This is a genomic window from Rothia sp. 32237D007AR (assembly GCF_053544675.1).
Window position 1 is genome coordinate 17,672 of the sequence record NZ_JBPPUO010000007.1, and the last position, 13,415, is coordinate 31,086.

Here is a 13,415-nt window from a genome sequence, read left to right on the forward strand (position 1 = left end):
ACTGGTGATTAGTTCCCCGCGGCCTTGCGGATTTCTTCGATGAGGATGTCTAGGGCTTGGTTGAAGAGTTTTTCTGGCATGGTCAGTGGGGGTAGCAGGCGGATGACGTTGCCGTAGGTGCCACAGGTGAGGATAAGGACGCCGCGTTGGGCGCAGGCTGCTGCGATGTCTTTGGCGGCGGTGGGGTGGGGTTCCTTGGAGTTGGAATCTGTTACGAATTCGATGGCGAGCATGGCGCCGCGGCCGCGGATTTCACCGATGATATCGAGTTCGTCGGCCAGGGGGCCGAGTTTTTCGCGGGTGATGTTTTCGATGCGGGTGGCGCGGGAGTTGAGGTTCCAGTCTTCCATGGTTTCGATGGTGGCTAGGGCGGCGGCGCAGGCGACGGGGTTGCCGCCGTAGGTTCCGCCTAGGCCGCCGGGCTGGACCTTGTCGAAGAGTTCGGTGCGGCCGGTGACGGCGGAGAGGGGCATGCCCCCGGCGATGCCTTTGGCGGTGGTGATGAGGTCGGGTTCGATGCCTTCGTGGTCGGAGGCGAACCAGCTGCCGGTGCGGCAGAAGCCTGCTTGGACTTCGTCCGCTATGAAGATGATGCCTTTGTCGCGGGCCCAGGTGACCAGTTCGGGCAGGAACCCTTCGGCGGGGACGATGAAGCCGCCTTCACCTTGGATGGGTTCGATGAGGATTGCGGCGACGTCGTGGGAGCCGATTTGTTTTTCGATCATGTCGATGATGCGGGCGGCGGCTTTTTTGCCGTCTGTGGTGCCGTCGCGGTAGGGGTAGCTCATGGGGGCCCGGTAGATTTCGGGGGCGAAGGGGCCGAAGCCTTTCTTGTAGGGGGCGGCTTTGGCGGTGAGGGCCATGGTGAGGTTGGTGCGGCCGTGGTAGGCGTGGTCGAAGACGACGATGGCGTTGCGGCCGGTGGCGGCGCGGGCGATTTTGACGGCGTTTTCGACGGCTTCGGCACCGGAGTTGAAGAGTACGGTGCGTTTGTCGAAGTTGCCGGGGGTGAGCTGGTTGAGCTTTTCGGCAACGGCTATATAGGCCTCGTAGGGGGTGACCATGAAGCAGGTGTGGGTGAAGTGGGTGACGGCTTGGCGTACGGCGTCTACGACTTTGGGGGCGGAGGCGCCGACGGAGGTAACGGCGATGCCTGAGCCTAGGTCGGCGAGGGAGTTGCCGTCGACGTCGGTGATGATGCCGCCGTCGGCGTCTGCTGCGTAGATGGGCAGGGTGGAGGCTACGGAGCCTGGGACGCTCTTGGTGCGGCGGGTGGTAAGTTCAGCGGATGCGGGGCCGGGGATGGCGGTGGTGAGTTTAATCTGCTGGGGTAGGCGGTAGGTGATGTCGGCCATGGCTGGGTTTCCTTTGCTGAGGTTTTTGTGTAACTACAAAAAGTTGGGGCCTTAGTTGGTGTAGGGGTTGCGGATGCCGATGTACTGGGTGGATGAGTATTCGTCGATGCCTTCGGCAGCGCCTTCCCGGCCTATGCCCGATTGTTTGACGCCGCCGAAGGGGGCTGCCGCGTTGGAGATAACCCCGGCGTTGAGGCCCATGATGCCGAATTCTAGGTGGTCACTGGCGCGGTAGAGGCGGTCGATGGATTCGGTGTAGACGTAGCAGGCTAGGCCGTATTCGGTGTCGTTGGCTAGCTTGTAGGCTTCGTATTCGTCTGTGAAGGTGAGGATGGGGGCGAGGGGGCCGAAGATTTCTTCACGGATGACGCGGGCGTTGAGGGGAACATCTATGAGTACGGTGGGCTGGTAGAAGTAGCCTGCCCCCTCGCCCTTTTCGCCGCCGGTGAGTACCCGGGCGCCTTTGGTGAGGGCGTCCTCAACGAGGTCAACCATGGTGTCTTGGGCTTTTTTGTTGATGAGGGGGCCGCAGGTGACGCCCTCGTCCAGGCCATTGCCGACCTTGAGCTCACCCATTTTTTCGGCGAACTTCTGGGAGAATTCTTCGGCCAGGGATTCGTGCACGATGAAGCGGTTGGCGGCGGTGCAGGCTTCGCCGATGTTGCGCATCTTGGCGGCCATGGCACCGGCGACGGCCTGGTCGATGTCGGCATCTTCAAAGACCAGGAAGGGGGCGTTGCCGCCGAGTTCCATGGAGGTGCGCAGTACCTTGTCGGCGGCTTGTTTTAGCAGGTCTTTGCCTACGGCGGTGGAGCCGGTGAAGGAGACTTTGCGGAGGCGCGGATCGCTCATGAGGGGCTTAGAGATAGCGGCAGCTGACTTGGAGGAAACGACATTGAGGACGCCGGCGGGCAGGCCAGCATCTAGCATGGTCTTAGCGAAGTATTGGCTGGTGAGTGGGGTGAGGCGGGCAGGTTTGAGCACCATGGTGCAGCCTGCTGCGATGGCGGGGGCGACTTTGCGGGTGCCCATGGCTAGGGGGAAGTTCCAGGGGGTAATGAGTAGGCAGGGGCCCACTGGTTTGCGGCGGGTGATCATGCGCAGGTTGCCTTCGGGTGCGTCGAGGGAGCGGCCGTAGTGGCGGGGTGTTTCTTCGGCGAACCAGCGCAGGTATTCGGCCCCGTAGGTGACTTCCCCGAGGGCTTCTGTGTAGGGTTTTCCCATTTCTAGGGTGATGAGGGTGGCGAATTCTTCGGCGCGTTCGGTGACAAGTTCGAAGGCGCGGCTGAGGATTGTGGCGCGTTCGCGTGCGGTGGTGGCAGCCCAGCCGTGCTCGCCTGCTTCTTTTTCTGCTGTGCAGGCGGCATCGAGTGCGGCTAGGGCGTCTTTTTCACCGGCGGAGGCTAGGGTGGCGAGGGTTTCGCCGGTGGCGGGGTTTTCTACGGTGAAGGTTTCGCCTTGTTGTGCTTCTGTCCATTGGCCGCCGATGAGTAGGTCGGTGGGGACTTTTGCTAGGAGTTCTTTGATGTTTACGGTCATGGCTGGGGCACCTTTCACACACCACTTATGTGGTGAGGGTCTCAGATAGCTTTTCTTCTGACCATCTTACGCCCCCTTCACCCCCTAAGGTAGCCCACCTCACACACTCTGATGGGGCAGGCGTCCACCCACTGTTTATAGTTGAGCGCACCAAAAGAGGGCTGGTGCCCCATGAAACCCATGGGGCACCAGCCCTCCTTATTCCCTGTAACAGAACCTCTTACCTGAGCTGGCGTGACTCCCTATCTCACGCCGCCGGTCAGCGAAGTCGTAGCTTTACATTCTGCTGGGGCCAACAACCCAGTTAACAGTATGAGAACCTGTTGCGTCAGTGTAGATTGCCTGTCGAGTAGTAGTAAGCGTATTCCGGCTAAGAGAACACACTTCTTCACGGAAATTCAGGAAGTAGCCGGTGCAGAAACCACTACCAGCGACATCATCAGACATATCAACGGGAGTTCCGTCGCCCTTGTAGATCAAGGTGATGGAGGTAGAGGTGGTGGAAACGATAGACCAGCCTGGCTGTAGCTGGGTAGGGTTCGTCCATTTTGTGGTACCTGCAGTAGATGCGCCACCGCCCTCAAGAGGTGCATCAGTAAATGTGACGGGACGAGAAAAAGTATGAGTGACGGTGAAAGTATCGATGACGACGCTTCCGGGAGTCGTTGGATCAGATTCAACCCACCACCCAACAGAAGTATCAGGATCTCGGAGACAGTTTGAGTCGGTGGGAGTCACTGCGGCATCACAGCAGAGAGTGTCGATAAAACCTTCTCGAGGGTTGGTGGTGGGGTTGCAGTTATTAGGCTGGCGCATAAAAATTTGCTGGTAGGAACGCACCGTGCCAACCCCCAGCTGACCTGTGGGTGAGGAGGCGGCCATAGCCGGAATGTTTGAGGCCGCGACGACAACAGGTGCCGCCCAGGCAGCACCGCGCACCAGGGCACGGCGATTTAATGTGGTAGACATATTTTATTTTCCCCTAAAAGTGTTTGAGTAGAAATTAGCATAGCACCCACACCGATGTACTCAGAGAAATTCCAAGAAAGGTGAGAAGGATTTCTCATCCCATCAGCCCCACACCTAACACATTCCCTTCCTGAGCCTATTAGCTGACCTTTTCTGTGGGCAGCCGCAGGCGTAGGCTTATAAGGCATACGAATCAACGAATGGAGTAGCAGTGGCACGCTCACCAAAAGACACCCTGGGCAGCACCCCCCTTGAAGTTTTCATCCCCGCAGCCGGCGAAAACCCGGACGACCCCGGCGACACCCAGCGCGAGATTTTCCTGGCAGCAGCCCAGGAACTCCTCAATGAGGGCCTAGATATTGCCGTCTACTCCACCGACTCCTACCCCTCTGCCTTTACCGATTGCGAGCCGGTAGCCGAACAGCTTGCCATAGCCGGTTCTGAGGTCTTACCTATCTTGCTCGTTGAGGGACTGGTGAAGGTCTCCTACATGTACCCCACCGCTGAGCAGCTACGCCGTTTTTCACGGTTTGGTGAGGTCAAGCAGCCCAAGGTTAAGGCTGCGGCGGCTGCCTGCGGCACCGGGGGCGCGAACGCCCCTACAACGGTTCCTCTTGCGGAGCCGGCCGGGTTTGCGGCCGTTTTGGCAGGTGTGACCCCTCAGCCTGCCGGTGGCCCTGAGATTGGCGACCGTATCAACCTGCTAGGCGGGCACGATTCGGCACCAGCGTCGCAGGGTGCCTCTGGTGGCGGGTGCGGCGGCTCTTGCGGGTGCGGCCACTAGAATAAGGCCAACACACATTTTTCTAAGGAGTAGCTGATGATTGGTGCACGCGTAGAGCACAAGGATGAGTTCTTTATTGCGGGCTTCCGTGAGACCGTCAAGCAGGGTTCGGGCATTAGTGAGCTTTGGAAGAAGCTCACCGACCACGCCGAGAAGCGGGGTGTCACCATGCCTGAGGTGCGCTCTGTGGGTGTAATTATGGGCATGAATGCAGTCGGCGATTTTGACTACATGGCCGGGGTTCTGGTGAAGAATCTAGAAACCGCGCAGGGTCTGGGCCTTAATGCTCTGAAGGTGGAGGGCGGCGAATTCGCTGTTACTCAGGTTGAGGGCCCTGTACCTATGAGCACTATGGCCGGAATCGATCACCTGATGGGCACTTTCCTGCCCGCTTCAGGTTTCAAGCCTAACGGCCCAATCTTTGAGGCGTACGGCCCCGGTGACCCGTCCGCCGATGATTTTCAGTTGCAGGTCTGGGTGCCCGTCACTCTTAGCTAGCTTGCAGGAATTCGTTGTGGGCATGCTTTGCTTATCCTTCTGAGCATGCCTCACTATACGAAGCAAAAAGCATAAAGAGGATTCACAGGAGCTAATCGATATTTGCCTGAAGATTCAGTGATAGAAATTGTGATGATGGCGAAGCGGAATGGTCAGCATCTTCCCCGACACTTTCTCTTGAACCCCTGGAAGAGCAGCATAATCTACTAACCCTTGGGCCGAGAAAAAATCAGCAAACGAAATTGATGACAGCTGGGTTGGATTGAACTCTGTTATGGGTTGAACATACTCATTATTAGGCACGCTACCGGGAGGAAGAACTCGTACATCCCCCACAGTGTCAGCCCCTACCGCTAAGAGGAGAGAGAGCTCGTCATCTTTAGATACTTTCAGTGTATTTCGTAAGCTCGTCAGACGACGACCTTCGGGTAAAAGACCTGTAAAAAACGGAGGCAGAGCACCAGCTTGATAGATAAATGGTTCATCCGTAAGAGGTTCTTCCGGTAAGAACGTATCGTTTTCCCCAACTCCACAGCAGCTCCTAACCGGCAGAATATTGCCGATTAATGAGAAGTGTAGCTCAACAGATTCTCACTTAACACAAAGGACCCCTCTCTTGTGCACCCGCAGACAACTGTGGGCTATAAGAGAGGGGCCTATGTAGTTCGAAGCCTAGCTGACCATGCCTCGCAGGGCGCGTAGGGCTACCTGCAGGACGGCCAGGCGGGGGCGGCCCTCCTCATCGGGGGCTGCTTGTTGAATGTCTGCCAGCATGGAGTCTACGCGGCTGGTCTGGACGGGGTGGTTTTGGGTCCAGCGGGCCACCGCCTGGTCGCCGGTTTCCTCCCCTGAGATGAAGCGATCCCCGGCTTCTTGTACGATCTTCAATGCCAAGGTGGCGGTGATTTCGTAGAGTCCCTCACGCAGGGCTGAGCGGGCTAGGGTCTCCCAGCGGTCAGCGCGCGGCAGCTCGGAGATGGTGGTGAGGAGCATGTCAATCTGGAAGCGGTCGTAGACCGAGTAGTAGACGCGGGCTACCTGCTCAATTGACAGCCCGTGGCTTTCAGCGATGCGTACTACATCCATCAGGGCGAAGGCTTCAAAGCCGCGGATCCAGTTGACGATGAGTTCCTCGGGGAACTCCCAGGCTTCACCTTGGTTGCGCAGGGCGCGGACGCGGGCGCGGGTCTGATCAGCGAAATAGTCGTTGAGTGAGGGGATGAGTTGGGCTACTGGTTTGAACCGCTCGATCATCTGGTCGATGGGGGTGCCTGCTAGCACTGATTGTTCGGCGGCGAACCAGCGGGCCAGGCGGTCCAGGATGCGCTGCCAGTCCCTGATGGGTGCCTGCCAGCCTTCTACCGGGGTAGAGGCAGGAAGTTGGCGATGCAACCGTGCAGAGTTGCCAACCCCGAATGTTTCACGTGAAACGTAGAAGGCGCGTGCTAGAGCGTCCACGGGCATGCCTGTCTCTTCCATAGCGCGGAAGGCGTAGGTGAGACCACCAATATTGACGATTTCGTTAGCGACCTGGGTGCAGATAATCTGCTTGCGCAAGGGGTGAGAGTCAAGGTGCTCACCAAAACGCTCCACCAGCGCAGGGGGGAAGTAGCCCCTCAGCACCCGCTGTAAGTAGGGGTCATCAGCAATATCAGTCTTCTCTAGCTGCTCTGTCAGATAAATCTTCACATAGGCCACCAACACCGCCAGCTCAGGGCCACTCAGGGTCTCCCCTGTCGCATCGTAGCGCTCACGAATTTGAGCGTCCGTAGGCAGGAACTCCACTGCACGGTTGAGCCCGGCCTTTTCTTCCAAGTCCTGAATGAGGCGAATGTAGCCTTCCATGCCAGGGGCGGCGTAGTGGCGTTCTGCCTGCAAGAGCACATTTTGCTCTACGTTCGTGAGCAGAACCTGGGCGCCGACGTCCTCCCGCTGAGCCTCAATGAACTCTGCGCGCTCATCTGCAGAGAGCTCACCGGCAGTCACCAGACGATCCACCAGAATCTTGATGTTCACCTCGCGGTCAGAGGTCTCTACACCGGCAGAGTTATCAATAGCATCAGTGTTGATGAGAATACCCTTGCGGGCAGCTTCGATACGGCCAAGCTGGGTAAAGCCCAAGTTGCCGCCTTCGCCCACGATGCGCGCCCGCAGGTCAGCACCATTGACGCGGATAGCGTCGTTGGCCTTATCCCCTGCAGCCGTGTGGCTTTCCTCCTGGCTCTTCACATAGGTGCCGATACCACCGTTGTAGAGCAAATCCACAGGGGCAGTAAGAATGGCAGACAGGAGCTCGGTGGGGGGCAGTTCGGTGATGTCCTCTTCCAGGCCCAACACAGCGCGAACCTGCTCAGATACGGGGATGGACTTAGCGCCACGGGAGTAGACGCCGCCACCGGCTGAAATCAGTTCAGGGTTGTAATCCTGCCAGGACGAACGGGGCAGGTTGTAGAGGCGCACACGCTCTTCGAAAGAAGCCGCAGCATCGGGGTTGGGGTCAAGGAAAATATCGCGGTGGTCAAAGGCAGCGACCAGGCGGGTGGCACGTGAGCGCATCAGCCCGTTACCGAAAACGTCACCGCTCATATCGCCAATACCAACGGCAGTGAACTCTTCGGTTTGGCAGTCGATACCCAGTTCTGCGAAGTGGCGTTTGACCGATTCCCAGGCGCCGCGGGCAGTGATGCCCATGGCCTTGTGGTCGTAACCCACTGACCCGCCGGAGGCAAAGGCGTCACCCAGCCAGAAGTTGTAGTCGGCGCTGATAGCGTTGGCGGTATCTGAGAAGGAGGCGGTTCCCTTATCTGCAGCAACGACCAGGTAGTAGTCGTCACCATCGCGGGCGATGACGCGGGGGTTGTGCACTACGGTTTCGGTGCCATCTGCTGCGATGCTGAGGTTATCGGTGACATCGAGCAGGGAGGCGATGAAGACCTTGTAGGATTCGCGGCCCTCGGCAACCCATGCGTCGCGGTCGGCAGCCGGGTTGGGCAGTTGCTTGGGGTAGAAGCCGCCCTTGGCGCCGGTGGGAATAATGACGGCATTTTTAACCATTTGGGCTTTAACCAAACCGAGCACTTCGGTGCGGAAGTCTTCGCGGCGGTCAGACCAGCGCAGGCCACCGCGGGCTACAGCACCAAAGCGTAGGTGCACGCCTTCAACGCGGGGTGAGTAGACAAAGATTTCATAGGTGGGCCGCGGTAGCGGTGCGAAGTCAATCTGGCCCGGTGCCACCTTGAGGGAGAGGGCGGGGCGGCCCAGGTAGGCGTTGGTGCGCAGGGTGGCTTTCATGACGGTCGCTAGGGAGCGCATGAAGCGGTCAACGTCGAGGGTGGGGATGTGGTCTAGTACCTTGCCAAGTTCCGCCCAGACTTCTTCGCGGGCTTCTTCGCGGTGGTCATCATTTTCAAAGGGGGTGTCGGGGTTGAAACTGGTGGAGAAGTATTGGGTGAGCAGGCGGGTGGCCTGGGGGTGGGCTAGCAGGGTGTCAGACATGAATTCGGCGGTGTAGACCTGCCCGAGCTGCACCAGGTAGTGGGTGTAGGCGCGCAGGACGCGCACCTGCTCCCAGGTGAGGGATTCTGTCAGGATGAGGCGGTCGAGGGTGTCTGATTCGCGCTGGCCGAGCAGATAGGCGTTGAGGGCGTCCTCGTAGAGGCCTGCAATTTTTTGGGAGTCAACTCCTGCTGGTAGTTGTACGCCGAAGTCGTAGAGGGAGAAGGAGCGTCCGTCTGCGGGGGTGATGTCGTAGGGTTTTTGGTCGATGACTACGAGGCCCATGTTCTGCATGATGGGTAGTAGCTCGGTGAGAGTGTGAGCTGAGGCCAGGTAGGTTTTGATGCGGGTGCCTTCAGCGTCATCAATGATGCCGATGGCGGCGGGTTTGCTGGGGCTGAGGGATTCGAAGATGACGATGTCTTCTACTGCATCAGCCACTTCGTAGTCAGCCTGGTAGGTGGCAGGTACAGCATCAGCCCAGTCGTAGGAGGCTTGGCGGGCTTCTTGGGCGGTGCAACCGGCCTTGAGGGCGGCTTTTTCTACAGCGGTTGAGGTCGCTTCGGCCCAGGAGCGGGTGGCTTGTTGCAGGCTGCGCTCTATGGTGGCAGTATCGAGTACCGGGACGATGTTGGGCGTGCTGAGGCGGATGCGGAAGAAGATACGCACCAGAGATGAGGTGGAGAGGTGCACCTCGTAGTCGATGCTTTCAATCTCAATATATTGGTGGAAGACCGACTCTAGGCGGCGGCGCACGTGGGTGTTGTAGCGGTCGCGGGGTAGGAAGACGGTGGCTGAGACGAAGCGTCCGAAGGCGTCGGGGCGGAGGAAGAGGCGGGTGGCGCGGCGCTCTTCTAGGCCCATGATGCCGCGGAAGGTGTCGGTGAGTTCGTTGAGGTTAGCGTGGAGCAGTTCCAGGCGGGGGTAGTCTTCGAGGATTCCGGTGAGGGCTTCATCGGAGTAGGAGCCGGGCTGGTAGCCCAGGTCGCGGCGCATGCTGGCGATACGTTCACGAATGAGGGGGGTTTCTGCTGCGGGCAGGGAGTAGGCCTGGCTGGTGAAGAGCCCTAAGATGGCGTATTCGCCGATGATGGTACCTGATGCGTCGATGTCGCGCACCCCGATGTAGTCCAGGTATTCGTGGCGTTGGATGGTGGAGCGGGAGTTGGCTTTGGTGATGTAGAGGGGTTTGGGGTCGCGGGCGTTTTTTAGGCCTAGACCGGTGAGGACGATGGGCTCACCTTTTCCGGTGTCGGAGAGAATACCTAGGCCAGAGCCCTCACGGTCGGTCAGAAGCACCTCCCCTGAGTGGTTTGAGATGTCTCGTTCTTTAATGCCCACGAAGAGGAAGTTGCCGTGGGTGAGCCAGCGGAGGAATTCTTGTACTGTTTGTGGGTTGGTGGCGGGGTCGGCGTCCGCACTAATGGATCCGGTCTTGCTGAGGGTCGCACTCAGGGGGTTGGCCGTGTGTTCCCCAATTTTTTGGGCGATTTCTAGGGTTCGGGCAGCCATGGCCTGGTTGTCGTGGGCAGCGCGGCGCACATCGAGTAGGACGGCGCGGATTTCGTTTTCGAGGCGGCTGGCTTGGTCGGCGGTCAGGTGGCGGGTCAGGCGCACGGCAATCCAGGATTCAATGGCGGGTTTGGTGCTGCCGTTGGTTGTCTGGGGCAGGGTGGGAAGGGAGATGGTGTCGCCGCTGGCTACGGGCTGGGGGGCACCGGTGCCTTGGAGGCTGGTGAGATGGCCGGTTGCGTCTCGTTCTGTGATGAAGGTGGGGTGGATCAGCCCTGCGATGCCGCCCCAGTTGCTGGCGATTTGGGCGGTGACCGATGAGACCAGGTAGCTGGTGTCGTCGGTGATGATAAAGAGGGTGCTGCCGGTGTGGTCATCCTGGTGGACGGTGACTAGTTCTTGCCCGCTGTGGCGGGTGGCGGCTAGCTGGTGGTGGGTTTGGGCGAGCTCGGTGAGTTGTTCCCCGGTGAGTCCTTGCAGTTCTTCGGCTGAGCTGTGCCGGTAGTATTCGTTAATCCAGTCTTTGTCTGCTGACCAGGTAACTGAGTGGGTGTTGGTGAGCAAGGATTTGCCTTTCTCTGGGGTGTGGGCCGGGGCGGGGTCATACCGCAATGCCTGTGGTGTTCCTCATACGAGCTTCCTTTAATAGTAGTCTCGAACACTCTAAGAGTGAATCCTGGGCCATTACTGCCGTGTTAATCTTCTGAACCACTTGTGTTACAGCTCTTTTGGAAAATTCCCAGAATGGCACTCCCAGATATCTCTGGCTCCTCTCTTCATATACGAGACATAAAATCTCATATTGCGAAGAAACTGTCGTTCAAGGGCCCCAAGCAATCGTATGCTGGAATTTCACCCCATCCACCCGTTGCACCCACGAAGGGCTAAGAATGTCATCGACCAGCAGCTCACAGCTTTTACCCAAGGTTCTCCACACCTATTCCCGCTACCTCCTCCAGCTAGGAGCGAGCTTCACAGAAGACTTCATGGCTCAGGCCCTCTCTGATAACCCCAGCATCACCGCAGGTATCACCGACATTTTCACCACAGGCTTTGACCCCGATCTCACCGAGGATAAGGACGCCCGCCGCGCCAACCAGCGCAACCTGGCTCAAGGCGTCCGCGCCGACATTGAGCAACTCAAGGACGCCGACACCCAAGACTTCTTCACCCAGTTGCTTGAGGTCGTCCTGGCAACCGTGCGCACCAACGCCTACCAGGATAAAGACACCATCGCCCTAAAAATCTCCACCCGCGACATCTCCTTTGCGCCCCTACCCAAGCCCCTCTTCGAAATCTTTGTTGAAGGCCCAGCCCTAGAAGGCGTACACCTACGCTTTGGCAAGGTAGCCCGCGGCGGTCTGCGCTGGAGCGACCGCCCTGAGGACTTCCGCACCGAAGTGCTCGGTTTGGTCAAAGCCCAGGTCACCAAAAACGCCGTCATTATCCCCACCGGCTCCAAGGGCGGTTTCGTACCCAAGAACCTGCCCGACCGCGATACAGAGCAAGAAAAATACCAGCAGATGGGCGCGGACGCCTACAAGCTCTTCATCGCCTCCCTGCTCGATGTCACCGACAACCTAGTCACTGAGAACGGCAAGAACACCATCGTGCACCCCGAGGCAGTTATAGCCCTCGACGAGGACGACCATTACCTAGTCGTTGCCGCAGATAAGGGCACCGCCACCTTCTCAGACATGGCCAACAGCATCTCCCTAGAACGCGGCTTCTGGCTAGGCGATGCCTTCGCCTCCGGCGGCTCTGTCGGCTTCGACCACAAAGAAATGGGCATCACCGCCCGCGGCGCCTGGGAATCCACCAAGCGCCACTTCGCCGCCCTAGGCCACAACTCCCAGGCCCAAGACTTCACCATGGTTGGCATCGGCGGCATGGCCGGCGACGTCTTCGGCAACGGTGCCCTGCTCTCAGAGCACATTCGCCTCATTGGTGCCTTCGATTCCCGCCACATCTTCATCGACCCCAACCCCGATGCGGCCACCTCTTTCGCAGAGCGCAAGCGCCTGTTCGGCCTCCCCCGTGCCTACTGGACCGACTATGACCATGACCTCATCTCAGCTGGCGGTGGTATCTTCTCCCGCAAGGACAAGGAAATCCCCGTCACCGACCAGATGCGTGAAGCCCTCGGCCTGGAAACCTCAGCCGAAGCCCTGAGCGCCGACGAACTCATCGTCGCCCTCCTCAAAGCCCCCGTAGATTTGCTCTACACCGGCGGAACCGGCACCTATGTGCGCTCCACCGAAGAAAGCAACAGCCAGGTCGGGGACCCCGCCAACGACAAACTCCGCATCACCGCCCCCGAGCTGCGAGTTCGCGTCATTGCCGAAGGCGGTAACCTGGGCCTCACCCAGCGCGCCCGCATCGAAGCAGCAGCAGGCGGAATCCTCATCAACACCGACGCCATCGACAACTCAGCCGGTGTGGAAACCTCCGACCGCGAAGTCAACCTCAAAATCCTCATGGACCGCGCCATCGAAGCAGGTGACTTCGCTGACTCTCACCGCGCAGACTTCATCGCCACCCAGGTCGAAGAAGTAGGCCGCCGCGTCCTGCGCTCTAACCTAGAGCAGAACACGCTCTTACAAGCAGAACGCACCGAAGTTTTCAACACCAACAGCATTGCCGGCGAATTCATGGACTACCTGACCGAAACCGTGCACCTCAACCGGGAGGTCGAATTGCTCCCCTCCGAGGCAGACCTGGCAGACCGGGCAGAAGCAAACGTCCCCCTAACCAGCCCAGAGCTCTCAGTGCTGACCGCCTACGCCAAAATTGATCTGACCGCCGCACTTCTTGAGGGCAACTACGCCGACGAGCCAGACCTAGACCTCAACGATCTGTTAGCCGACTACTTCCCAGCCGCCGCTACCGAAAAGTTTGCCCCCTACTTTAACCAGCACCCCCTGCGCAGCGAAATCATTGCAACCCGCGCAGCCAACCGCATCATCAACCACACGGGAATCACCTTCGTGTACGAGATGAAGAAAAAGTACGGGGCCTCAGCCAACGATATCGCCCGCGCCTTCCGTGCAGCCCGCCTAGAAGCAGGTGCCCTACCCGATATCAACGACAAGGGCGACTTTGAGGCCTGGGTCGAAGAAGCCCTGGCCCTACGCGCAGCTATCGAAGCTAAGCTCGCCGCCGCCTAACACGGCCCACTCCCCCACCCCAAAAGACGCCCGCCCTAGCTTATATAAGCTAGGGCGGGCGTGCGCTTATTGCTGATTAAAAGCTAGTATCGCAAC

The 13,415-nt window shown here is 58.9% G+C and carries 8 protein-coding genes; 3 read left to right on the forward strand and 5 right to left on the reverse strand.

Annotated features, from left to right (window positions below):
• Window positions 1–8 precede the first annotated feature (8 nt).
• The 3 genes from gabT to ACED87_RS05905 form a co-directional block, all read right to left on the reverse strand.
• Window positions 9–1,355, reverse strand: coding sequence for a 4-aminobutyrate--2-oxoglutarate transaminase (gabT, locus tag ACED87_RS05895; protein ID WP_449089706.1), 1,347 nt, complete (start codon window positions 1,353–1,355; stop codon window positions 9–11).
• Window positions 1,356–1,406: 51 nt separating this feature from the next.
• Window positions 1,407–2,894 carry an NAD-dependent succinate-semialdehyde dehydrogenase gene (locus ACED87_RS05900; RefSeq protein WP_449089707.1) on the reverse strand — a complete coding sequence of 496 codons (1,488 nt, stop codon included), beginning with the start codon at window positions 2,892–2,894 and terminating at the stop codon, window positions 1,407–1,409.
• 276 nt (window positions 2,895–3,170) lie between these two features.
• Complete coding sequence (locus tag ACED87_RS05905; protein WP_449081511.1) at window positions 3,171–3,863, reverse strand: hypothetical protein; 693 nt, start codon at window positions 3,861–3,863, stop codon at window positions 3,171–3,173.
• Between the two features lie 211 nt (window positions 3,864–4,074).
• Here ACED87_RS05905 and ACED87_RS05910 point away from each other — a divergent pair, with 211 nt between their 5' ends.
• The gene (locus tag ACED87_RS05910) at window positions 4,075–4,647 is read left to right on the forward strand and encodes an arsenic metallochaperone ArsD family protein (protein ID WP_449089708.1); all 573 of its coding nucleotides are present in this window, start codon (window positions 4,075–4,077) and stop codon (window positions 4,645–4,647) included.
• A 36-nt stretch (window positions 4,648–4,683) separates the two neighbouring features.
• The gene (locus tag ACED87_RS05915) at window positions 4,684–5,145 is read left to right on the forward strand and encodes a GyrI-like domain-containing protein (RefSeq protein ID WP_449089709.1); all 462 of its coding nucleotides are present in this window, start codon (window positions 4,684–4,686) and stop codon (window positions 5,143–5,145) included.
• 114 nt (window positions 5,146–5,259) lie between these two features.
• Here the strand turns inward: ACED87_RS05915 and ACED87_RS05920 are convergent, their stop codons facing one another.
• Window positions 5,260–5,709, reverse strand: a complete 450-nt coding sequence (locus ACED87_RS05920) for a HipA N-terminal domain-containing protein (protein ID WP_449089734.1) — start codon at window positions 5,707–5,709, stop codon at window positions 5,260–5,262.
• Between the two features lie 108 nt (window positions 5,710–5,817).
• Window positions 5,818–10,716: an NAD-glutamate dehydrogenase gene (locus tag ACED87_RS05925; RefSeq protein WP_449089710.1), complete on the reverse strand. Its 4,899-nt coding sequence runs from the start codon at window positions 10,714–10,716 to the stop codon at window positions 5,818–5,820.
• A 326-nt stretch (window positions 10,717–11,042) separates the two neighbouring features.
• On the opposite strand from ACED87_RS05925, the gene ACED87_RS05930 reads away from it, so the two are divergent.
• Entirely contained in the window at window positions 11,043–13,319 is a 2,277-nt protein-coding gene (locus ACED87_RS05930) for an NAD-glutamate dehydrogenase domain-containing protein (RefSeq protein WP_449089711.1), read from the forward strand.
• The last annotated feature ends 96 nt before the right edge of the window (window positions 13,320–13,415 follow it).

Coding starts and splice junctions, on each gene's coding strand:
- ACED87_RS05900 (WP_449089707.1), bottom strand. CDS start 2,894: ATGACCGTAAACATCAAAGAACTCCTAGCAAAAGTCCCCACCGACCTA.
- ACED87_RS05930 (WP_449089711.1), top strand. CDS start 11,043: ATGTCATCGACCAGCAGCTCACAGCTTTTACCCAAGGTTCTCCACACC.
- ACED87_RS05905 (WP_449081511.1), bottom strand. CDS start 3,863: ATGTCTACCACATTAAATCGCCGTGCCCTGGTGCGCGGTGCTGCCTGG.
- ACED87_RS05915 (WP_449089709.1), top strand. CDS start 4,684: ATGATTGGTGCACGCGTAGAGCACAAGGATGAGTTCTTTATTGCGGGC.
- gabT (WP_449089706.1), bottom strand. CDS start 1,355: ATGGCCGACATCACCTACCGCCTACCCCAGCAGATTAAACTCACCACC.